Source organism: Salibaculum griseiflavum (genome assembly GCF_003129565.1).
Classification (GTDB): Bacteria; Pseudomonadota; Alphaproteobacteria; order Rhodobacterales; family Rhodobacteraceae; genus Salibaculum; species Salibaculum griseiflavum.
Genome location: NZ_QETF01000016.1, coordinates 45,557 through 67,342 on the forward strand (window position 1 = coordinate 45,557; position 21,786 = coordinate 67,342).

The 21,786-nt window shown below is 63.8% G+C and carries 21 protein-coding genes; 11 read left to right on the top strand and 10 right to left on the bottom strand.

The window, feature by feature from the left end:
- The first annotated feature begins 3 nt into the window (after positions 1–3).
- From DFK10_RS12865 to DFK10_RS12885, 5 genes are all read left to right on the top strand, one after another.
- Complete coding sequence (locus DFK10_RS12865; RefSeq protein WP_109389442.1) at positions 4–1,308, top strand: thymidine phosphorylase; 1,305 nt, start codon at positions 4–6, stop codon at positions 1,306–1,308.
- Positions 1,305–2,498 carry a phosphopentomutase gene (locus tag DFK10_RS12870; RefSeq protein WP_109389443.1) on the top strand — a complete coding sequence of 398 codons (1,194 nt, stop codon included), beginning with the start codon at positions 1,305–1,307 and terminating at the stop codon, positions 2,496–2,498. Before DFK10_RS12865 ends, DFK10_RS12870 begins: the two co-directional genes overlap by 4 nt.
- The gene (locus DFK10_RS12875; protein WP_109389444.1) at positions 2,495–3,481 is read left to right on the top strand and encodes an adenosine deaminase; all 987 of its coding nucleotides are present in this window, start codon (positions 2,495–2,497) and stop codon (positions 3,479–3,481) included. The genes DFK10_RS12870 and DFK10_RS12875 overlap by 4 nt, the downstream gene beginning before the upstream one ends.
- A complete protein-coding gene (upp, locus tag DFK10_RS12880) occupies positions 3,478–4,116 on the top strand; it encodes a uracil phosphoribosyltransferase (protein ID WP_109389445.1) in 639 nt (212 codons plus the stop codon). Before DFK10_RS12875 ends, upp begins: the two co-directional genes overlap by 4 nt.
- Before the next feature lie 66 nt (positions 4,117–4,182).
- Positions 4,183–5,670: an SPOR domain-containing protein gene (locus DFK10_RS12885; RefSeq protein WP_235866840.1), complete on the top strand. Its 1,488-nt coding sequence runs from the start codon at positions 4,183–4,185 to the stop codon at positions 5,668–5,670.
- A 74-nt stretch (positions 5,671–5,744) separates the two neighbouring features.
- Here the strand turns inward: DFK10_RS12885 and DFK10_RS12890 are convergent, their stop codons facing one another.
- On the bottom strand, positions 5,745–6,761 hold the full coding sequence (locus tag DFK10_RS12890) for a hypothetical protein (protein ID WP_109389447.1): 1,017 nt from the start codon (positions 6,759–6,761) through the stop codon (positions 5,745–5,747).
- Between the two features lie 60 nt (positions 6,762–6,821).
- Positions 6,822–8,444 carry an AMP-binding protein gene (locus DFK10_RS12895; protein WP_109389448.1) on the bottom strand — a complete coding sequence of 541 codons (1,623 nt, stop codon included), beginning with the start codon at positions 8,442–8,444 and terminating at the stop codon, positions 6,822–6,824.
- 142 nt (positions 8,445–8,586) lie between these two features.
- Here DFK10_RS12895 and DFK10_RS12900 point away from each other — a divergent pair, with 142 nt between their 5' ends.
- Positions 8,587–9,258 (top strand): sulfotransferase family 2 domain-containing protein, encoded by a 672-nt coding sequence (locus DFK10_RS12900; protein WP_109389449.1) that lies wholly within the window; start codon positions 8,587–8,589, stop codon positions 9,256–9,258.
- Here the strand turns inward: DFK10_RS12900 and DFK10_RS12905 are convergent.
- Entirely contained in the window at positions 9,219–9,701 is a 483-nt protein-coding gene (locus DFK10_RS12905) for an Lrp/AsnC family transcriptional regulator (RefSeq protein WP_109389450.1), read from the bottom strand. The genes DFK10_RS12900 and DFK10_RS12905 overlap by 40 nt on opposite strands.
- Before the next feature lie 169 nt (positions 9,702–9,870).
- On the opposite strand from DFK10_RS12905, the gene DFK10_RS12910 reads away from it, so the two are divergent.
- Entirely contained in the window at positions 9,871–10,305 is a 435-nt protein-coding gene (locus DFK10_RS12910; protein WP_109389451.1) for a universal stress protein, read from the top strand.
- Between the two features lie 16 nt (positions 10,306–10,321).
- Positions 10,322–11,866 carry an alanine/glycine:cation symporter family protein gene (locus DFK10_RS12915; RefSeq protein ID WP_109389452.1) on the top strand — a complete coding sequence of 515 codons (1,545 nt, stop codon included), beginning with the start codon at positions 10,322–10,324 and terminating at the stop codon, positions 11,864–11,866.
- A 90-nt stretch (positions 11,867–11,956) separates the two neighbouring features.
- Here DFK10_RS12915 and DFK10_RS12920 read toward each other — a convergent pair whose 3' ends face one another.
- The 7 genes from DFK10_RS12920 to DFK10_RS12950 form a co-directional block, all read right to left on the bottom strand.
- Positions 11,957–14,149, bottom strand: coding sequence for a 3-hydroxyacyl-CoA dehydrogenase NAD-binding domain-containing protein (locus tag DFK10_RS12920; RefSeq protein WP_109389453.1), 2,193 nt, complete (start codon positions 14,147–14,149; stop codon positions 11,957–11,959).
- A 14-nt stretch (positions 14,150–14,163) separates the two neighbouring features.
- A complete protein-coding gene (locus tag DFK10_RS12925) occupies positions 14,164–15,375 on the bottom strand; it encodes an acetyl-CoA C-acetyltransferase (RefSeq protein ID WP_109389454.1) in 1,212 nt (403 codons plus the stop codon).
- On the bottom strand, positions 15,372–16,019 hold the full coding sequence (locus tag DFK10_RS12930; RefSeq protein WP_109389455.1) for a glutathione S-transferase family protein: 648 nt from the start codon (positions 16,017–16,019) through the stop codon (positions 15,372–15,374). The genes DFK10_RS12925 and DFK10_RS12930 overlap by 4 nt, the downstream gene beginning before the upstream one ends.
- A gap of 304 nt (positions 16,020–16,323) precedes the next feature.
- Complete coding sequence (locus DFK10_RS12935; protein WP_109389456.1) at positions 16,324–16,536, bottom strand: hypothetical protein; 213 nt, start codon at positions 16,534–16,536, stop codon at positions 16,324–16,326.
- A 67-nt stretch (positions 16,537–16,603) separates the two neighbouring features.
- A complete protein-coding gene (locus tag DFK10_RS12940; RefSeq protein ID WP_109389457.1) occupies positions 16,604–18,382 on the bottom strand; it encodes an acyl-CoA dehydrogenase C-terminal domain-containing protein in 1,779 nt (592 codons plus the stop codon).
- A 29-nt stretch (positions 18,383–18,411) separates the two neighbouring features.
- A complete protein-coding gene (locus tag DFK10_RS12945; RefSeq protein WP_109389458.1) occupies positions 18,412–18,810 on the bottom strand; it encodes a MerR family transcriptional regulator in 399 nt (132 codons plus the stop codon).
- 242 nt (positions 18,811–19,052) lie between these two features.
- On the bottom strand, positions 19,053–19,421 hold the full coding sequence (locus DFK10_RS12950) for a MerR family transcriptional regulator (RefSeq protein WP_109389459.1): 369 nt from the start codon (positions 19,419–19,421) through the stop codon (positions 19,053–19,055).
- A 115-nt stretch (positions 19,422–19,536) separates the two neighbouring features.
- On the opposite strand from DFK10_RS12950, the gene DFK10_RS12955 reads away from it, so the two are divergent.
- Genes DFK10_RS12955 through DFK10_RS12965 form a run of 3 tightly spaced genes read left to right on the top strand, consistent with a single transcriptional unit; the run spans position 19,537 to position 21,765 of the window.
- The gene (locus tag DFK10_RS12955; protein ID WP_109389460.1) at positions 19,537–19,968 is read left to right on the top strand and encodes a PaaI family thioesterase; all 432 of its coding nucleotides are present in this window, start codon (positions 19,537–19,539) and stop codon (positions 19,966–19,968) included.
- Complete coding sequence (locus DFK10_RS12960) at positions 19,965–20,462, top strand: PaaI family thioesterase (protein WP_109389461.1); 498 nt, start codon at positions 19,965–19,967, stop codon at positions 20,460–20,462. The genes DFK10_RS12955 and DFK10_RS12960 overlap by 4 nt, the downstream gene beginning before the upstream one ends.
- Positions 20,455–21,765, top strand: a complete 1,311-nt coding sequence (locus DFK10_RS12965) for an MATE family efflux transporter (protein ID WP_109389462.1) — start codon at positions 20,455–20,457, stop codon at positions 21,763–21,765. Before DFK10_RS12960 ends, DFK10_RS12965 begins: the two co-directional genes overlap by 8 nt.
- Positions 21,766–21,786 lie beyond the last annotated feature (21 nt).

The following is a 21,786-nucleotide window of genomic DNA, read 5'->3' on the forward strand; positions in this document are numbered from 1 at the left end:
CGCATGGACGCCCGCGCCATCATCCTCAAGCTGCGCCAGGGCCATAGTCCCGACCGTGAAGAACTCACCTGGTTCGCCAAGGGTCTGGCAACCGGGGCCGTGTCCGATGCGCAGGCCGGGGCCTTCGCCATGGCTGCCTGCCTGAACGGCCTCGGCGACGCGGGGCGCGTTGCGTTGACCCTGGGCATGCGTGACAGCGGCGATGTGATGGGCTGGGATCTGCCCGGTCCGGTCATGGACAAGCATTCGACCGGCGGCGTGGGGGACAGTGTGTCATTGATCCTGGCCCCGGCGCTGGCGGCCTGCGGGGTCTATGTGCCGATGGTGTCGGGCCGGGGCCTCGGCCACACCGGCGGCACGCTGGACAAGATGGAGGCGATTCCGGGCCTCTCGACGGACGTTGACGAGGCGCGGTTCCGCGCAATCACGGCGGATGTCGGCTGTGCCATCGTCAGCGCCACGGGCAATATCGCACCGGCCGACCGTCGGCTCTACGCCATCCGCGATGTGACCGCGACGGTGGAAAGCGTGGATCTCATTATCGCCTCGATCCTGTCCAAGAAACTGGCCGCGGGGCTGGAGGGGCTGGTGTTGGATGTCAAATGCGGCTCCGGCGCTTTCATGAAGACCCGTGAGGAAGCGCGCGCGCTGGCGCAAGCCCTTTGCCAGACTGCGAACGGCGCCGGGACGCCGACCGCGGCCATGCTCACGGATATGTCGCAGCCTCTTGCTCCGGCCCTGGGCAACGCGGTCGAGGTCGGTGTCTGCATGGAGGTGCTGTCCGGCAACCGTGCCGCCGCGCCGCGCTTGCATGACCTGACCGTCGCGCTTTGCGCGCGCGTGCTGGCGTTGTCGGGCGAAGACGAGACAACGGCGAAAACCCGTGTCGAGGATGCGATCTCCAGCGGTCATGCGATGGAGATTTTCGCGGCCCTGATCCGCAGCCTCGGCGGCCCGCCCGATATGGAAAAGGACTGGCCGACCCACCTGCCGCAAGCGCCGGTGGTGGGCGAGGTCACGGCACCGCGTGCGGGTCATGTCGCGGCCATGGACGGAGAGGCGCTGGGCCTCGCCGTGGTGCGGCTGGGCGGCGGACGGCAGGTCGAGACCGACAAGGTGGACCCCGCCGTCGGCCTGACCGAGGTTGTGCCGCTGGGCACCCAGGTCAGCCCCGGTGATCCGCTGGCGGTGATCCATGCCGCTGACGAAGCCCGGGCCGAGGCCGCCGCACAGGCGGTGCGCGCGGCGATCACGATCGGCGATGCGCCGCAACCAGCCGACTTGATCCTGGAAAGGATAGAGCCATGACCCGCGCATTCATGATCGTGATCGACAGTGTCGGCATCGGCGGCGCGCCTGACGCCGATGCGTTTTTCAATGACGGCGTGCCGGACAGCGGCGCCAATACCGTGGGCCATATCGCCGAGTCCTGTGCCAGGGGCGACGCCGAAGAGGGGCGGAGCGGCCCACTTCACTTGCCCAACTTGGCCGGGCTGGGGCTTGGCCATGCCCTTCAGCTTGCCAGCGGACTGACGGCGCCTGACCTGATGGCCGACCCTACCGGTGCCTGGGGGGTCGCGACCGAGATCAGCCCCGGCAAGGACACGCCGTCGGGCCATTGGGAACTGGCGGGCGTGCCGGTGCCCTGGGACTGGCACTATTTCGATAAGCTGACCGACAGTTTCCCGCCGGACCTGGTCGAAAAGGTCAAGGACCTGGCCGGAACCGACGGGATTCTCGGCAATTGCCATGCCTCTGGCACCCGGATCATCGCGGACCTCGGCGAAGAGCATATCCGCACCGGCTGGCCCATCTGCTATACCTCGGCCGACAGTGTCTTCCAGATCGCCGCGCATGAAGACCATTTCGGCCTGGATCGGTTGCTGGACCTGTGCCGCGCCCTTGCGCCCACGCTGCACGCAATGAAAGTGGGCCGCGTCATCGCCCGGCCCTTCGTCGGCGCGCCCGGCGCATTCATCCGCACGGCCAACCGCCGGGATTTCGCGATCGCCCCGCCAGAGCCGACCCTCTGTGACTGGGCACAGGCTGCCGGGCGCAAGGTCATCGCGGTGGGCAAGATCGGCGACATCTTCTCGATGCAGGGCATCGACGAGGTGCGCAAGGGCGAGGATACGGTCCTGATGGGCCACCTGGATGATCTGGTCGATGAGGCGCCGGATGGCGCGCTGGTCTTTGCCAACCTCGTGGAATTCGACAGCCTCTATGGCCACCGCCGCGATGTGTCGGGCTATGCCAACCATCTGGAATGGTTCGATGCGGAACTGGGCCGCCTGCTGCCGCGACTGCGCGACGGTGACCTGTTGCTGGTGACGGCCGATCATGGCAATGACCCGACCTGGACTGGCACGGACCACACCCGCGAACGGGTCCCGGTGCTGGCGCATGGGCTGGGCGCGCGGGCGCTGGGCCATATGGGATTCATCGATGTCGCGGGGCTGGTCGCGCGGCATCTCGGGCTGGAAAAGGGCGCCGCATGAGCTTTCGTGATCTTCCCAAGGTAGAATTGCATCTGCATCTCGAGGGCGGCGCGCCGCCTGTCTTCATCCGGGGGCTGGCCACGGAGAAGGGCCTTGATCTGAGCGGGATCTTTACCGAGGACGGCGGATATGCCTACCGCGATTTCGACCACTTCCTGAAGGTCTATGAGGCAGCCTGCACCACCCTGCAATCCCCCGAGGATTTCCGCCGTCTGACCCTCGCGGTGCTGGAGGAGAGCGCCTCGCACGGCGTGGTTTATTCCGAAACCTTCCTGAGCCCCGATTTCTGCGGCGGTGGTGACCTGGAGGCCTGGCGCGACTACCTGGCCGCCATCGAAGACGCCGCCGACGAGGCCGAGGCGAAATTCGGCATCACCCTGCGCGGCATCGTCACCTGCATCCGCCATTTCGGCCCGGAACAGTCGCGGCCCATCGCCCGCTGTGCGGTGGAAACCCATGGCCGCTTCATCCGGGGCTTCGGCATGGCCGGGGCCGAGATGATGGGCCGGCCCGGCGATTTCGCCTGGGCCTTCGACTGCGCGCACGAGGCCGGGATGCACCTGACCTGCCATGCCGGGGAATGGGGCGGGCCGGACATGGTGGCCGATACGATGCGCGACCTTGCGCCTGCCCGGATCGGCCATGGCGTTAACGCGATCAAGGATCCGGCGCTGGTGGAAACGCTGGCCGAAAAAGGCACCGTGCTTGAAGTCTGCCCCGGCTCCAACGTGTTCCTGGGCGCCACGGGGGACTGGGCCGCCCATCCCATCGCGCGCCTGCGGGACGCGGGCGTCAAGGTCACGGTCTCGACCGATGATCCGCCGTTCTTCAAGACCACCATGACCCATGAATTCGACATGCTGGCGCGAACCTTCGGCTGGGACGAGGCGGATTTCGCTGCGCTCAATAAAACGGCGCTGGAGGCCGCCTTCTGTGACGACGAGACCCGCGCCGCCGTGGCCAAGAAGCTGGAGACCACATGACCGACCTGCCGCACCTGACCCATGTGACCCATCCGCTTGTGCAGCACAAGCTGTCGCTGATGCGCCGAACCAACACCCCGTCAAACCAGTTCCGCCAGCTCTTGCGGGAGATATCGCATCTACTGGCATACGAGATCACGCGTGACTTGCCCTTGATCACCGAGAGGATCGAAACCCCGCTCAAGCCCATGGATGCCCCGATGCTCAAGGGCAAGAAACTGGCGCTTGTCAGTATCCTGAGGGCCGGAAACGGGCTGCTCGACGGGGTGCTGGAACTGATCCCTTCCGCGCGGGTCGGGTTCGTGGGGCTCTATCGGGACGAAGAGACGCTGCAACCGGTTCAGTATTACTGCAAGCTGCCCGACGCGTTGGACGATCGCGTGGTGATCGCCGTGGACCCGATGCTGGCCACAGGCAATTCCTCGGCCGCGGCAGTCGATTTGTTGAAGCAAGCGGGCGCGAAGGACATCCGTTTCTTGTGCCTGCTGGCCGCACCCGAAGGCATCGCGCGGATGAAAGAGGCGCACCCGGATGTGCCCATTGTCACAGCAGCAGTAGACGAATGCCTGAATGACCATGGATATATTGTTCCGGGCCTAGGGGATGCGGGTGACCGCATGTTTGGTACGAAATAGGCGAACAATTCCTTTACAAAATAGGCATTATCCCGCATCCTTCCACAAAATATTGTGGGGGTTACTATGGGCAGAGCAGGCCTTCTCTCGACCGCACTGGTCATTTTGGGCGTCATGACGGCCCCGGCAGAGGCGCAGAACCTTCGCAACCCCAGCCCGCCGTCTGAAACCCCGCCGGACAGTTTTTCCGGAACCCAATTCGTCGACAGTCGCGGTTGTGTCTACGTCCGTGCGGGTATCGGCGGGGCAATCAACTGGGTGCCGCGCGTCAATCGCCAGCGCAAACAATTGTGCGGTTTCGAGCCGACACTCGCGGCGATGGCCGCGCCGCCCCCTGCGCCGGTGCCCGCGCCGCAAGCCGCGCCGGAACCGGTCGCGCCGCGCGTTGCCAGCGCAACGCCGAATGCACCACGCCCCGCGGCAGCGCCAGAGGCGGCACCCGCCGCGCCGACGCCGCGTGTCGTGCGCCAACCCAGCCCGACCCCAAGTGTCGCTCCGGCCCCCGAACGTCGCCGCATCACGCGCGCTGAAGCCTGCGCAGGGCGCACGGGCATTCAGCCGAACATGGTGTCGGCCCGCACTGGTGAACCGATTGATTGCGGTCCGGGGCGCGCGGCGCTGGCCGCTGCCGACCCCGCCGCGCCGCTGGCCACACCGATGGAGGCCGGTCCGCGACGCCTCACCATGGCCGAGCTTTGTGCCGAACAGGCCAGCACGGATCGCAAATTCGTCGATGCCCGGACCGGACAGCCGATCACCTGCACCTTGCCGGCTGCGCCGGTCGTGACCAACGGCAGCAGGCCTGTGCAACAACCCTTGGGCTTGCAGGTGGCGCTTTCCCTGCCCCAGGCGCCCTATTCGAACCCGCTGGACTGGGCGCCGGGTTCGGCGCGGCTGCGCGACGGGGCGCAAGCGCCCAGCGTCCAGGCTGCCCCGCAACCCACTGGCAACGTGATCGTGGATGGTCTGAACGCACCGGTGGTGCGGTCTCTCAACCCGCTGGATCATGCGCCGGGCACTGCGTCATTGGCGAACATCAGCCAAGGACAGGTGCAGACAACCCGTGCCCGCAACAGCTGGACGTTCGGCAGACCCGCGCCCTATTCGAACCCCGCAAACGCACCGCAGAGGATCACGCCGACCCCACCCGAGGGCTTCGAATCCGCTTGGGATGATGGCCGTCTGAACCCGAGCCGCGGCTTGCCGAACCGGGTGCGCTATGCCACCCAGCCCAGTGCTGTGCCGCAACAGCAGGTGTCGAGCCGCAATGCGCCGCAAGCCAGCCGACAGCCCGCTTCGGAACCATCCCGGACCGAAGCGATCTCGGGGCAGCTCTATGTTCAGGTCGGCACGTTCGCCAGCCGGGACGCAGCCCAGAGTGCCGCGCAGGGGCTGCGCGCCCGGGGGTTGCCCATGCGCATCGGTGTATATGACCGCAGTGGCACCCAGTATCGGATTGTCCTTGCCGGCCCATTCACGTCGAACGGGCAGGTCCAGAACGCTTTGAACAAGGCCCGCGGGGCGGGCTTCGCGGACGCTTTCGCGCGCCGCTGACCGGTTCTCCCGGGGGAAGGCCTCGCATCAAGGCGCGGGGTCTTTCCTTGTGTAAAAGGGCCGGTTTGGCCGGGTCAGGCACATATCCCCTGGATACTGATCCAGTCGCCGTCGCTTAGAAGGAACGGAGACTCCTGGCCCGCCATCGGGTCGGCCTCGATCAGGGGCAGGGTGCTTTCACCGGTGATGTCCACCGCATAGGCATAGGGCGTGCTCGGCACCTGTGCCGCTTCGAACAGCGCGATCAGCCGCTCGGTTTCCACCATGGGCGGCGGGGTCGTCATGAGGTCCTCGGCATAGGAACGCAGCGCCTCGGCGGGCAGTTCGCCGGTTGTGAGCAAACGCACGGTCGTGCCAAGCCCTGCATGCTCCAGAACACGGACAAGCGGGTCTTCAGCCTGAACCTGTCCGGTGGCGGCCAGCAAATGGCCCGCCACCACGGCCGGATCCTCGGTATCCTCGACAAGGTCTCGGGTCATGACGACAAGGCCGCCCGGCAGGTAGAGCGCGCGATCCGGCCCGTCGGGGACGATCACGATCTGGCCGGGCGCATCAGGGCCCAATACACGGTCATGCAGGCGGCCAAGGGCCCGCGTGCCCAACGGCGTGCGGCAGCTCGGACCAGTCAGGCGCTGGATATGACCCAACAGGCCGGCGCCGATCTCGGCCCGTTTCACGGGCGGGACCACCGATTGCGCCTGTCGCACCAACGCACCCGGCAGCCAGAAAACTCCGGCTGCAACGATGACCAGCGCCACGGCGGCCAGCCCGAGGTTGCGCAGCCGCCCGGGATGCGGACGGGAACGCTGGATCGTCTTGCGGACCTTTTCGATGGCGTCGATCATCACCGCGTCGGCAATCTCCAGCGTCTCGGTTCCATCGGGATCGGGCGTGAACAGCGCCGGGCGTTCGCCGGGATTGATCCGCGCGATCGCGGGCAGCGACCAATGGGTCAGGGCCCGTCCGGCATTATCGGTGATCACAAGCGTCGCATCGCCGAAGGACAACAGAACCTCGCGCCGCTGATCCTGTGGATCGGCGCGCCACAACCCTTCGCTTTCCAGCCGTGCGAATTCCTTGAGTGCCGTCATCTGCGGGGCCTGCTCTGCCACCCTGTTTGAAGGCAGGATAGGCCAGATTCCGCGACAATGCTACTTGAAGTACTTGCGCAGCTCGAACTTCTGGATCTTGCCAGTCGAGGTCTTGGGCAATTCCTGAAACACGACCTTCTTGGGCCGCTTGAACCCGGCGAGCCGCTCGCGGGCGAAGGCGATCAGGTCCTCCTCGGAGCAGCTGTGGCCGTCCTTCATCTCGACAAAGGCGCAGGGCACTTCGCCCCATTTCTCGTCAGGCATGGCCACGACGGCGCAGAGCAGAACGTCGGGGTGATGCATCAGCGCTCCTTCGACTTCGACCGAGCTGATATTCTCGCCGCCCGAGATGATGATGTCCTTGGACCGGTCGGCGATCTTCATGTAGCCGTCGGGATGCTGGTAGGCGATGTCGCCAGTGTGGAAATAGCCCCCCTTGAACGCCTCTTGCGTCGCCTTGGGGTTCTTGAGGTAGCCCTTCATGACCCCGTTGCCGCGATACATGATCTCGCCCAGCGTCGATCCGTCCATCGGCACCTGGGTCATGGTTTCGGGGTCCATAACCGTGTTGTCTTCGATCATTGGCATCGACACGCCGGTGCGCCCCTTGATCTCGTAGCGCTCGTCCGGGGACAGGTCGTCCCAGCTCTCTTGCCACAGGCATTCACTGGCCGGGCCGTAGGTTTCCGTCAGTCCGTAGACCTGCGTGACGTTGAAGCCCAGAGGTTCGAACGCCTTCAGCGTGGCAACCGGGGGCGGCGCGCCGGCGGTGAAAACTTCGACCACGTGATCGAAGCTGCGCCGATCTTCGTCCTTGGCGTTGATGATCGTGTTCAGCACGATCGGCGCCCCGCCGAAATGGGTCACGCCCTCGTCGGCAATGGCGTCGTAGATATTCTTGGCCGTCACGTCGCGGCAGCAGATCACAGTGCCGCCCAGAACCGGCATCATCCATGTGTGACACCAGCCATTGCAGTGAAACAGTGGTACAATGGTCAGGTAGCGCGGGTAGAGTGTCAGGCGCCAGGACACGACCTGCGCCATGGCGTTCAGATAGGCGCCGCGATGGTGATAGACCACGCCCTTGGGCCGCCCGGTCGTGCCCGACGTGTAGTTGAGCGAGATCGACTCCCACTCATCCTCGGGCATGATCCAGTCGAAATCGGCGTCGCCGCTGGCGATCATGTCCTCGTAGGTCATGTTCTCGGAAACGGCATGGACGCCGGCCTGTTCGTCCGGCGCCTCGATCACGGTGGGGGCGGTGCTTTCCATCAGCTCGATGGCATTGGCGAGCATCGGCATGAACTGGGAATCGCAGATCACCACCCTGGCGCCGCCGTGGTCGAGGATATAGGCGACCGTATCGGCCTCAAGCCGGGTGTTGATCGTGTTGAGGACCGCACCGCAGGCCGGAACGCCGAAATGCGCTTCGGCGGCTGGGGCCACGTTGGGCAGGATGGTGGCGACCACGTCGCCCGGCTGCACCCCCAGTTTCGACAGGGCCGAGGCGAGCCGCGTGATCCGGCCGTGGTAGTCACGATAGGTCCGGCGGATGGTGCCGTAGACCAGCGCCTCGCGCTCGGGAAACAGCATCGCCGCCCGGCGCAAGAACGACAAGGGCGTCAAAGGCGTGTAGTTGGCCGCGCATTTTTCCAGGCCGGTTTCGTCTGCTAGCCATCCCATTGCCGTGTCCCCTTCCTGCGATCTGCGATCCGACACGACTATGCTGCGACTGCGCGGTCAAGAAAAGGCTGTTAGCCGTAACGGCCCCCGGAGGAGGCGAAAAGCCGTTCCCTGCGACCGGCAAACCCCGTAGTTTGCGACCATGATCATCTCGCGTGGGCGCCGCTATATCTTTGTTCACATTCCCAAGACCGGGGGCACCTCTCTGGCGCTGGCGCTGGAAGGCCGGGCGATGGCCGACGACGTGCTGGTCGGGGACACGCCAAAGGCCCGGAGACGGCGCAAGCGGCTCAAGGGCATCGAAACGCAAGGGCGGCTCTGGAAACATTCGACACTTGCCGAGGCGGAGGGGCTGATAACCCGAGCCGAGATGGCCGACTTCTTCACCTTCACCCTCGTGCGCAATCCATGGGACAGGATGGTCAGCTATTATCATTGGCTTCAGGCGCAGGATTTCGACCATCCGGCCGTGGCGCTATCGAAATCCTTGCCGTTCTCTCTGTTTCTGCATCACGATGTCACGGAACAGGCGTTTCGCGCCGCGCCATACGGCCAATACATGACGGACGGTGCGGGGCAGGAGCATTGCAGGCTATTCATCCGGCTGGAGCATCTGGCTGAGGACGCCGGCCCGCTCTGGCAGCATCTGGGTTTTGATCTGGACGTGCCCCGTGTCAATGCCTCGGGCCGCAACCGGGATTGGCGCCCCTACTACACCGATGACGATGCGGCCTGGCTGGGCGAGCTTTGCGCAGAGGACATCTCGCGGTTCGGTTACGGCTTCGATGACGTCCTCGCCTCATCCGACAGGTGAAAACCGCGAAACTCCTTGACCGTTGACAGGCAAAGCAGGGTTTTCATCTGGGCGACAGAAGGGATCAGGGTCAACCGATCCCTGTAGAGCCGCTCGTAATCCTCGGTATTGCGGGCGGCGACCCGGATGAGATAATCGAACTCTCCCGAAATCAGGTGGCATTCCAGAACCTCCGGCATGTCCTGGATGGCGGCTTCGAAGGCTTCGATGTCATCCTTGCGCTGGCTGATCAGCTTTGCCTCGATGAAAACCTGAATTTCCAGCCCGACCTTCTTGCGGTTCAGGCGCGCCGCATAGTGAGAGATCCGACCATCGGCCTCCAGCAGCTTGACCCGCCGGTGACAGGCCGAAAGCGACAGGCCCACATGGTCAGAGAGGCGTGCCATGGAGATTTGGCCATCCCGCTGCAAAGTCGAAAGAATTTTTAAATCCAGCCTATCCATAGGAACAAACTTTCAAAAAACGAAGTAATAGAAGAATATTTCCGGAAAATTTCCGAATTCGCAAGATGTTTGAGAACCTTTTTCAGGCTCTGCGAGCTAGGCTGAACATGGTCATTCAATGACCGCCTGGTTGAAATCAACCAAACGAACACAATCAAAGGAGGGGGACATGTCCCACAAAATCGTCGTCGGTTATGACGGCAGCGAGAGCGCGGACGCCGCGCTGAGCTTCGCGATCGGGGTTGCCCGGGCGCAGGGCGGCAGCGTCGTCATCGCCCATGTTCTGGAATGGTCACCGTATTCGTTCCTGACACCGACCGAACTGGAAGAACGCCATATGCGCCGCTCGGAGGAACTCGAGCGTGCCAAGTCGGCGCTTCTCGATCCGGTCGTTGCGAAGCTGTCAGATAGTGGTGTCGAGGTCAAAACGGCGCTGAAATATGGCCACATCGCCGAAACGCTTTGCGAGGTCGCCAAGGATGAAGGTGCCGACCAGATCGTGATCGGCCGCACCGGCCATTCATCGCTTTCGTCGCGCCTGTTCGGCTCGGTGGCGGGCAGCCTGGCTCAGGCCGGACCTGTGCCGGTCACGATCGTTCCATAAGAACAGGGGGGTTCAAATGAACACGCTTTTCAAGACGGCACCGTTGAGTGCCGCTGCCTTGCTGGCTGTTTCGACGCCCGCCATGGCGCAATCGCTGGACCAGACAATCAACGACGGTTTTGCCGCGGCGACCGGATGGTTCGTCAGCTTCATCTTCAGCCCGTTCCCCGGAACCACCTTTCCCTGGATCGTGGCCTGGCTCGTGGTCGCCGCAACGGTGTTCACGCTGTATTTCGGATTTATCCAGTTCCGGGGCTTCCGGCACTCGATTTCGCTGGTCAAAGGGGACTATTCCGACCCGAACGATGCCGGTGAGGTCAGCCATTTCCAGGCGCTGGCCACGGCCCTTTCGGGGACTGTTGGTCTTGGCAATATCGCCGGGGTCGCGGTGGCCGTCGGTATCGGCGGACCGGGGGCGACGTTCTGGATGATCCTCGCGGGTCTGCTGGGCATGGCGTCCAAGTTCACCGAATGCACGCTGGGCGTGAAATATCGGAACGAGTATCCCGACGGCAAGGTGTCGGGCGGCCCGATGTATTACATGACCAAGGGCTTCGCCGAGCGTGGCCTGCCCATGGGCAAGTTTCTGGCGGTCCTGTTCTCGGTGTTCTGTATTCTTGGCGCTCTTGGCGGCGGCAACATGTTCCAGGCCAACCAGGCCCACGCACAGATTTCCAACGTGGTTGGTGATTATCCCGGCTGGATCACTGGCATTGTCTTCGCGGGTATCGTCTTCGCGGTGATCGTTGGCGGGCTGCAGTCCATCGCAAAAGTGACCGAAAAGGTCGTGCCCTTCATGGGGGTCATGTATGTGCTGACTGCATTGGTCATCATCTTCATGAACTATGACATGATCGGCTGGGCATTCGGGCAGATCTTCGCCGGGGCCTTCACCGGTCTGGGCGTGGCCGGCGGCATGGTCGGCGCCCTGATCCAGGGCTTCAAGCGGGCGGCCTTCTCGAACGAGGCCGGCGTCGGGTCCGCGGCGATCGCCCACTCCGCGGTGCGCACCAAGGAACCGATCACCGAGGGCTACGTGTCCCTGCTGGAACCCTTCATCGACACGGTCGTGGTCTGCACCATGACGGCGCTGGTGATCATCATCACCGGGCAGCTGGTCTCGGACCCCGAAACCGGGCTTTACCTGCTCAACGAGGCAGGCACGGCAATCCAGACCCAGGATGGCAACTCGGGCGTGGCGCTGACATCGGCGGCCTTCTCCTCTGCCTTCGGCTGGTTCCAATACGTGCTGGCGATCGCGGTGATCCTGTTCGCTTTCTCGACGATGATCAGCTGGTCCTACTATGGCCTCAAGGCCTGGACGTTCCTGTTCGGAGAGGGCGCGGGCAAGGAGCTGGCCTTCAAGATCATCTTCTGCATCTTCGTGGTGATCGGGGCCTCTGCCAGCCTCGGGCCGGTGATCGACTTCTCGGATGCGGCAATCTTTGCCATGGCCGTGGTCAACATCATCGCGCTCTACTTCCTGGTGCCGGTGGTCAAGGCCGAGCTGGACAGCTACCTGACACGACTGAAGTCGGGCGAGATCAAGAAGTTCAACTGATCGGTGCTGCCGCGCCTCGGCGCGGCCGTGCCAAAAAGAAAGACGCCACCGGATGATCCGGTGGCGTCGCGCTTTTCAAAGGGGCCGGTTTCAGGCTGCCTTGCTGTCCGTTCCGGTGCCGAAACGACCATAGAAGCTCTGGCCCTTTTCGGCCATTTCACGCAGCAGGGCAGGGCAGGCGAACCTTTCGCCATGGGTCTCGGCCAGCTGGTCGCAGCGCTCGGCGGCATAAGCCGCGCCCAGCATGTCGAGCCAGCCGAAGGGGCCGCCCGACCATGGCGCAAAGCCCCAGCCAAGGATCGCACCGACATCGCCTTCGCGGATGTCTTCCAGAACGCCCTCTTCCAGGGCGCGCACCGCTTCCAGAACCTGAGCAAATAGCAGCCGGTGCTGCACTTCGGTCAGGTCAGGCTGTTCGCTGGCCTGCGCGTATTTTTCGCCCAGACCTTCCCACAGCCCCTGCCGCTTGCCCTTTTCATCATAGGCATAGAACCCGGCATTGGACTTGCGCCCCAAACGGCCCTCATCAGCCATCCAGAACAGGACCTCGTCCACCTCTTCGTTGGGATAGGCATCGCCCATGGCGGCCTTGGTGGCCTTGGCGATCTTCACGCCAAGGTCGATCGAGGTCTCGTCGGTCAGTTGCAGCGGACCCAGCGGCATGCCGACCAGCTTGGCGGCATTCTCGATCAGGGCCGGGGCGACGCCCTCTTTCACCATGCGGATTCCCTCGTTGATATAGGGGATGATGCAGCGATTGGCGTAGAAGAAGCGCTCGTCATTGACCACGATCGGAGTCTTGCGGATCTGGCGCACGTAATCGAGCGCCTTGGCCACGGCCCGGTCGCCGGTTTCGCGGCCCTTGATGATTTCCACCAGCATCATCTTTTCGACGGGGCTGAAGAAGTGAATGCCGATGAACTGCTCGGGGGTGTCGGATGCCTTCGCCAGTTCCGTGATCGGCAGGGTCGAGGTGTTGGAGGCGAAGATGCAGTCGTCGCCCACGACCTCCAGCACCTTCTTCGTCACCTCGGCCTTCACGCCCATATCCTCGAACACCGCTTCGATGATCAGGTCGCAGCCTTCAAGGGCGGCATAGTCATCCGTCGCGGTGATCAGGGCCAGCGTCGCGGCCTTCTTTTCCTCGGTGGCCTTTTTGCGGGCGATGCCCTTGTCCATGTAATCGGCGGTATAGGCCTTGCCCTTTTCCGCCGCCTCGGCGGACTGGTCCAGAAGTACCACTTCCATCCCGGCCATGGCCGAAACCAGCGTGATGCCTGCGCCCATCATGCCAGCGCCCAGCACGCCGACCTTCTTGACCTTCTGGTCGGGCACGTCAGGGCGGTTGGCGCCCTTTTCCAGCGCTTCCTTGTTGATGAAAAGCGACCGGATCATATTGGCCGAGGACGGGTTCATCAGCACATGGGTGAACCAGCGGGCCTCGATCTTCAGCGCCGTGTCGAAGGGGACGAGCGCGCCTTCATAGACCGCGCTCAGCAATGCCTTGGCAGCGGGATAGACCCCTTTGGTCTTGCCATTGACCATGGCGCTCGCGCCCACGAAGGTCATGAAGCCAGCCGGATGGTAAGGGGCCCCGCCGGGCATCTTGTATCCCTTTTCATCCCAAGGCTTGACGATCTTCGGCTCCGACAGAACCCAGTCTTTGGCGGCCGCAACAGGGTCGTCCACGACCTCGTCGACAACACCGGCGGCCTTGGCCTTCTTCGGGTCGTTCAGCTTGCCTTCCAGCAGCAGCGGGCTGGCCGCCATGGCGCCCATCTTCCGCACAAGTCGCGTGGTGCCGCCCGCCCCGGGGAAGATGCCGACCATGATCTCGGGCAGGCCGATCTTGGCCTTGGGGTTGTCGGCGGCGAAAATGCGGTGACAGGCCAGCGGCAGTTCCAGCCCGATCCCCAGAGCGGTGCCGGGCAGGGCGGCGGCGATGGGCTTGCCGCCCTTGTTCTTGTCATCCATGCCCGCACGCTCGATCTTGCGCAGCATGTGGTGGCCGGCCATGGTGAAATCGAACAGCGCCTTCGCCGGCTCGTCGCCGGCCTCGGCCCGGATCGTGGCCAGCGTGTTCAGGTCCATGCCGCCAGCGAAATCCTTCTTGCCGCTGGTGATGACGATACCCTTTACCGCGTCGTCGGCCAGCGCCGCGTCGATCAGGTCATTGAGGACCAGCATCGACTCGCGGCTCATGACGTTCATGGATTTTCCGGGCACGTCCCAGGTGATGACGGCGACGCCATCGGCGTCGGTTTTCATGGTGAAATCGGTCATTCGTCTGGCCCTCCTTACACGCGTTCGATGATGGTTGCCGCGCCCATGCCGGACGCGATGCACAGTGTTGCCAGACCGGTCTCGAGGTCGCGCCGTTCCAGTTCGTCCAGCAGGGTGCCGATGATGATGGCGCCGGTCGCGCCCAGCGGGTGACCCATGGCAATGGAGCCGCCATTGACGTTGACCTTGCTGTCATCCACGTCGAAGGCCTGCATGAAGCGCAGCACGACCGAGGCGAAGGCCTCGTTCACCTCGAACAGGTCCAGGTCCTTGGCGGTCATCCCGGTCTCTGTCAGGATCTTGCTGGTCACCGGCACCGGCCCGGTCAGCATGATCGTCGGGTCGGTTCCGATCTTGGCGGTGGCCTTGATCCGGGCGCGGGGCTTGAGGCCCCATTTCTCGCCGAATTCCTTCGACCCGATCAGCACGCCCGCGGCGCCATCCACGATGCCCGAGGAATTGCCCGCATGGTGGATGTGTTTGATCCGCTCCAAGTGCGGATATTTCATCAGCGCGACCTGGTCGAAGCCGGGCATGACCTCGCCCATTTCCTTGAAAGAGGGCTTGAGCGCGCCGAGCGACTGCATGTCTGTGCCTGGCCGCATGTATTCGTCGCGGTCCAGGATGGTCAGGCCGTTCTGGTCGGTCACCGGCACGATCGACTTGTCAAAGCGTCCCGCCTCCCAGGCCTCGGCGGCGCGCCTCTGACTTTCGACCGCCAAAGCATCGGCCTCGTCGCGGGAAAACCCGTATTCGGTGGCGATGATGTCCGCCGAAATCCCCTGCGGCACGAAATAGGTGTCCATCGCGACCGACGGGTCCACGGCGATCGCGGCCCCGTCCGAACCCATGGCGACCCGGCCCATCATCTCGACCCCTCCGGCGATATAACCCTCGCCCGCGCCGCCGCGCACCTGGTTGGCGGCCAGGTTCACGGCCTCCATTCCGCTGGCGCAGAAACGGTTGATCGCCAGCCCGGGAATGGACTGGTCCAGATCCGAGGCCAGCACCGCGGTCCGCGCCAGGCAGCCGCCCTGTTCGCCCACTTGCGTGACATTGCCCCAGATCACGTCCTCGACCGCGTGGCCTTCGAGGTTGTTGCGTTCTTTCATCGCGTTGAGAACCTGCGTGGACAGGCGCACGCTCGTCACCTCATGCAGGGCGCCGTCCTTGCGGCCCTTGCCCCGCGGGGTGCGAACGGCATCGTAGATATAGGCGTCGGTCATGTTTCCTCCTTCGGGGGTCCGGGAAAGGCCCGGGTCATCAGGTCGTAAGGGTGTCGCCAGCCGGGCAGCGCCGAAATGTTGGACAGCCAACGGTCGATATTCGGCCAATCCGCCCGGTCAAAGCCGAACGGTTCCGGGTAGTAGAGATAGGAACAGCAGGACAGGTCCGCGTTGGTGACCTCTTGGCCCACGATCCAGTCGCGCCCGTCCAGATGCGCCTCCAATGTCTTCAGCGCCGCTTTGGCCCGCCCTTGGGTGAATTCGATAACCGCCCCGGGCCGTCTTTCCGGCGGCAGGAAGTTCATCAGGAAGCGCAGCATGCCAAGTTGCGAAGACAGTTTGTGATTGTCCCAGAGCACCCAGCGCAGGACCTCGTATGTCTCGGTTCCAACGCCACCAAAGCGCCCGGTCTGATCGGTGATCCATTGCAGGATCGCGCCCGACTGGGTCAACGTCAGCTCGTCGGTCACAAGGACCGGGCATTCCCCCATTGCATTGACGTTTTGCCGGAAGTCCGGGCTGCGGGCCTCGCCGGCAAAGAAGTCAACAAAGACAGGAGTCCAGTCCATCCTGGCAAGGGTCATGGCCAGCGCCGCCTTGTAGGAAGGGCCGGATTCCCCGAAACAATAGAGCTTTGTGGTCATCGGGCCGCCCCTTCCAGCCGTTGCGTGGGCTGATCCGGTCCAACATTGAGTTTATTTGCCAAGATGAAGGCCATATCCGTTCTTCGATAACCGTGCGTTAACCTTAACGCGCGATGATGGTTTCGCGCGGAGAGCTGGAGAGCGAGGCCGCGTCCAAGGTGAAGCCCCGGCCCGGCTTGCTTCGCCCTCACCCGATTGACGGGTGCGGGGCCTTCTCGACGGGTCGGGGTGACGCGCGGCGCGGCCCCTTCATCTTGGCAGGAAAACTCCCCCCGGAGGGCCGGGTTGCGGCGGGTGCAACGGGTCATCGCTTGCGCGCCTCCAGCTCCGAGTTGAAGATCCGCAACCGGTGTCCGAACGTGTCCTCGTCGATGATGCTGTCGAAATTCTCGAAGAGGAAAGACAGCGCCTCGCCCTCGTCCAGCCCGGCCTCGGCGGAGAATTTCTTCAGCCGCCGATAGCCGTCCTCGGTCATCGAGACGGGAAAGCGGCGGGTCAGGCGAAAACGTTTGGGCATCGGGTCCTCCGGGTGCAGGTCAGGGCGAGGGATCCGCGACAGGCGCAATCCCCACCCCACCGTTCCATCAGAAGTTTGCCGCCTCAAGGGCCATGACGGTCTCGGACCCGGTGTTGATCCGGGCGAGGTGCATGGCCGTGGCGGGCAACTGGCGCGCCATGTAGTAGCGCCCCGTGGCGATCTTGGTCTCGTAGAACGCCGTGTCGCTTTCCCCGGCGTCCAGTGCGGCCATCGCGGCCCTGGCCTGGCGCGCCCACATCAGCCCAAGGCAGACATGGCCCATCATGTGCATGAAGTCATAAGAGCCGGCCAACGCATCGTTGGGATTCTTCATGCCGTTCTGCATGAAATACATCCCCGCGGCCTGCAGATCCTTCGATGCCGCCTTGAGCGGGTCGAGGAAGTCGGCCTTCAGCGCCTCATTGTCTTCGTTCTCCTTGATGAAGGTTTTCACCAGCTCGAAGAAGGCCATGACATGCTTGCCGCCGTCCTGGGCCAGCTTGCGCCCTACCAGGTCGAGCGCCTGGATGCCGTTTGCGCCCTCGTAGATCTGGGTGATGCGGGCATCGCGGGCATATTGGGACATGCCCCATTCCTCGATATAGCCATGGCCGCCATAGACCTGTTGCGCGGCCGAGGCGTATTCATAGCCCTTGTCGGTCAGGAACCCTTTGATCACCGGGGTCATCAGCGAGATCAGGCCCTCTGCATCCGCATCGCCGTTCTTGTGCGCCCGGTCGATCAAAGTCGCCCCCCAATAGGTGAAGGCGCGGGCGCCCTCGACGAAGCTTTTCTGGTCCATAAGGTTTCGGCGTACATCCGGGTGGACGATGATCGGGTCGGCAGGGCCGTCGGGGTTCTTGGCGCCTGTCACATCCCGGCCTTGCAGGCGGTCATTGGCATAGGCCACCGCGTTCTGATAGGCGATTTCGGCCTGGGCATAGCCTTGCAGGCCGACGCCAAGCCGCGCCTCGTTCATCATGGTGAACATGGCCCGCATGCCCTTGTGTTCCTCGCCGATCAGGTAACCGGTCGCGCCGTCATAGTTCATGACGCAGGTGGCATTGCCATGGATGCCCATCTTTTCCTCGATCTTGCCGACCGAGACGCCATTGCGCGCGCCCAGGCTGCCATCCTCGTTGACGAGGAACTTGGGCACGATGAAGAGCGAAATGCCCTTCACCCCGTCGGGACCGCCGGGGATCTTGGCCAGCACGAGGTGGATGATGTTGTCGGCCATGTCGTGTTCACCGGCCGAGATGAAGATCTTCTGCCCGGAGATGCGGAACGTGCCGTCCTCTTGCGGTTCGGCCTTGGTGCGCATCAGGCCCAGATCCGTGCCGCAATGGGGCTCGGTCAGGTTCATGGTGCCGGTCCATTCGCAGGTCGTCAGCTTGGGCAGGTAGGTCTGCTTCTGGTCGTCGGTGCCGTGAAACCAGATCGCCGAATAGGCGCCATGGGTCAGGCCCTGGTACATGTTAAACGCCATGTTCGCCGACACGAAGGGTTCCTGCGCGGCGGTGTGCATGATGTAGGGCAGGCCCTGACCGCCATAGTCGGGGTCGCAATCCATGGCCGTCCATCCGCCCTCTTTCATCACCGCAAAGGCGTCCTTGAACCCCGTAGGCGTGCGGACGACGCCGTTTTCCAGCGTGCAGCCCTCGGTATCACCCACCGTGTTCAACGGCAGCAGAACCTCGGTGGCTACCTTGCCCGCCTCTTCCAGCACGGCGCTGGTAAAGTCGCGGTCCAGGTCCTCGAAGCCGGGGATATCCTGTTCACTGACGGCCAGAACGTCGTGCAACAGGAATTGCATGTCCTTGATGGGGGCGGTGTAGATCGGCATGTCTGGTCTCTCTCCCTTGGGTCGTTTGATCAGCCTGCGGCGCGGTCCGGCGCCAGTTCTTTCAGGCGCTTCGCACCCCAGGCCATTTGCTCTTTCAATTCGGCGATCGCCTCGTTCAGCTCGTCGCGCTGGGCTTCCATCTCGGCCAGGTGTTTCTCGGCCAGCGTGTAGGTCTTGCGCAGCTGCGTTTCCTGGCTGTCATCCATGTAATAGAGGTCCAGCAACTGGCGGATTTCCTCGAGGCTGAAGCCAAAGCGCTTGCCGCGCAGGATCAGCTTGAGCCGCGCGCGGTCACGCTTGGTGAACAGCCGTTTCTGGCCCTCGCGGATCGGGAACAGAAGTTCCTTCGCCTCGTAGAACCGAAGCGTCCGGGGGGTCACGTCAAAGGCCTCGCACATCTCGCGGATGGTCATTTTCCGGTCCGTCATAGTCCTTGCATCCTCGTTTCGGCGTCTTGCCTGGGTGGTGTCTTGCCGATGATTTGATGCGCTGATGCCATTCCTACAAGGAAAGATGACGTGAACGTAAACGTAACGCCGCGTCAAAAACGAATTGACGAAAGGTCAGCAAAGGTAACGCAAGGGAACGCGCAATTTGTTTAGGTGAGAGCACCAGCCCGGTATTCTGCCTGAGGTAGAATACGGCGAATCATCGGCAGCCCAGGGGAGAGTTATTTCAGCGATCCGGCGGTCCGGTCGCGTAGCGCCTGAAGTTCGCTCATCATCTCGTCGAGCTGGTCGCGCTGTTTTGCGAGCTCAACCAGCTGACGGTCGGCCAGTTCGACGAAGGTCTGCATCTGCGCCTCGGTGCCTTCATGTTCGTAAATCAGTAGCCATTGCCGAATTTCCTCAAGGCTGAAGCCCCAGCGCCGGCCTCGCAGGATTAGGGTCATTCGGGCGATTTCGCGCGGTCCATAGAACCGGGATCGGCCCTCGCGGTCGGGTGCCAGCAACTCGATATACTCGTAATAACGCAAGGTCCGGGGCGTCACGTCGAAGCGTTCGCACATGGCCTTGAAGCTCAGCCGGGTATCCGTCATGCAATCCTCCGTCGCCTCTACCCTAGAACGCGCTTCTGGTCGGGGCAACGGCAGGCTTGGGGCTTGCCCTTGTCGGCACAAAAGGCGACCTTGCCGGCCAAGGAAAGGACATCCAATGGACGCAGACCGGCGTGCGAAACTGGCACGGCAATTCATCGAGGCCATTCCCCATGCCCGCGAAATGGGGATGAAACTGGGCGAGATCGGCGAAGGCAAGGCGGTGTTGAGCCTGCCCTATGACGAACGGCTGATCGGTGACCCGGATACCGGCGTGATCCATGGCGGGGCCGTGTCGGCGCTGCTGGATACCTGTGGTGGCGCTGCGGTGATGATCCATCCGGTCGCGCCCATATCGACCGCGACGCTGGACTTGCGCATCGATTACATGCGTCCCGCGACCCCGGGTCAGGCAATCACCGCGCGCGCCGAATGCTATCATGCGACGCGCTCCGTTGCCTTCGTCCGGGCCGTGGCGCTGGACGAGGACGAAGACCGCCCCGTGGCGACTGCTGCCGGTGCCTTCGCGATCGAGAGGGCCGCGACATGAAACGCCCGGAACCTGTTCAGGTGGTCAAACAGCGCCGCGATGCCGCTCTGCAGGCCCTGGTCGAGGCGGTGCCCTATATCAATTATCTCGGCATTCTATTCGATCGGCGCGGTGACGAGTTGACCGCCGTTCTGCCCTATCGCGACGACCTGATCGGCAACCCGATGTTGCCCGCTTTGCACGGTGGGGTCACGGCGGCCTTCCTGGAGACCACCGCCATCGTAGAATTGTCCTGGTCGAGCCGTTGGAACGAGATCGAGCAGGGCGGCGCGGATATCCAGTTGGAGGATCGCCATCCGCGCTTGCCCAAGACCATCGACCTGACCGTGGATTACCTGCGGTCGGGCCTGCCAAGGGACGCCTATGCGCGGGCGCGCGTGGTGCGGTCCGGACGGCGATATGCCAGCGTCCAGGTCGAGGCCTGGCAGGACAACCGCGACCGTCTGTTCGCCCAGGCCACGGGCCATTTCCTGATGCCCAACCGCGATGGCTGAGACGTTGACGCACCGCCGGGTGCTGAACATCGCGCTGCCCATTGTCCTGTCCAACGCCACAGTGCCGATCCTCGGCGCGGTGGATACCGGTGTCGTGGGCCAGATGGGGGCCGCCGCGCCGATTGGCGCGGTGGGGATCGGGGCGACGATCCTGACGGCGCTCTACTGGATATTCGGCTTCCTGCGGATGGGCACGACAGGGTTCGCGGCGCAGGCATTGGGCCGGGGGGACCATGCCGAAGGAGCCGCGATCCTGACCCGGGGATTGGCCATCGCCGCGTTGGGCGGGCTGGCCATCATCGCGCTGCAATGGCCGCTCTTCACAGTTGGCTTCCTGCTGTCGCCCGCCAGTGCCGAGGTCGAGGGGCTGGCCCGCGATTACATGGCGATCCGGGTCTGGTCCGCCCCGGCGCTGATCGCGATCTATGCCATCACCGGCTGGCTGATCGCGGCGGAACGCACCCGTGCGGTGCTGGTGCTGCAACTGGTCATGAACGGGCTGAACATCGGGCTGGACCTTCTGTTCGTGCTGCAACTGGGCTGGGGCGTCGAAGGCGTGGCCATCGCCACCTTCATCGCGGAATGGTCCGGGCTGGTGCTGGGCCTGTGGTTCTGCCGGGGCGCCTTTGACAGCCCCGCCTGGCGCGACTGGGCACGGGTGCTGGACCCGGCCAGCCTGCGCCATTTCGCGCAGGTAAACACCGATATCCTCATCCGGTCGCTTCTGCTTCAGGCGATTTTCGTGTCTTTCCTGTTGCTGGGGGCCCGGTTCGGGGATGTGCCGCTGGCGGCCAACCAGATCCTGCTGCAATTCATGTCGATCACCGCCTTCGCGCTCGACGGTTTCGCCTTCGCCGCTGAAACGCTGGTGGGTCAGGCCATGGGCGCGCGCCGCCGGGCGGCCCTGCGCCGGGCGGCGGTGCTGTGTTCGGTCTGGGCCTTTGTATCGGGCGCGCTTCTGGCTGTCGTCTTCGCGGGCTTCGGCGGCGCGATCATCGACGTGATGACCACGGCCGAGCCGGTGCGTGAAACCGCGCGCATCTACCTGTCTTACATGGTGCTGGCGCCGGTGCTGGGCGTCGCGCCCTTCATGCTTGACGGCATCTTCATCGGCGCGACGCGAACCCGCGACATGCGCAACATGATGGCGGTGTCCGCCCTGATCTATGCGGTTGCGGCGGCTATGCTGATGCCGATCTTCGGCAATCACGGGCTGTGGGTGGCGATGCTGGTCAGCTTCGTGGCCCGCGCGGTCACCCTGGGCCTGCGCTACCGCGCGCTCGAAGCCTCGGCAGCCGCATGAAAAAGGCCCCCGTCGCCAGTG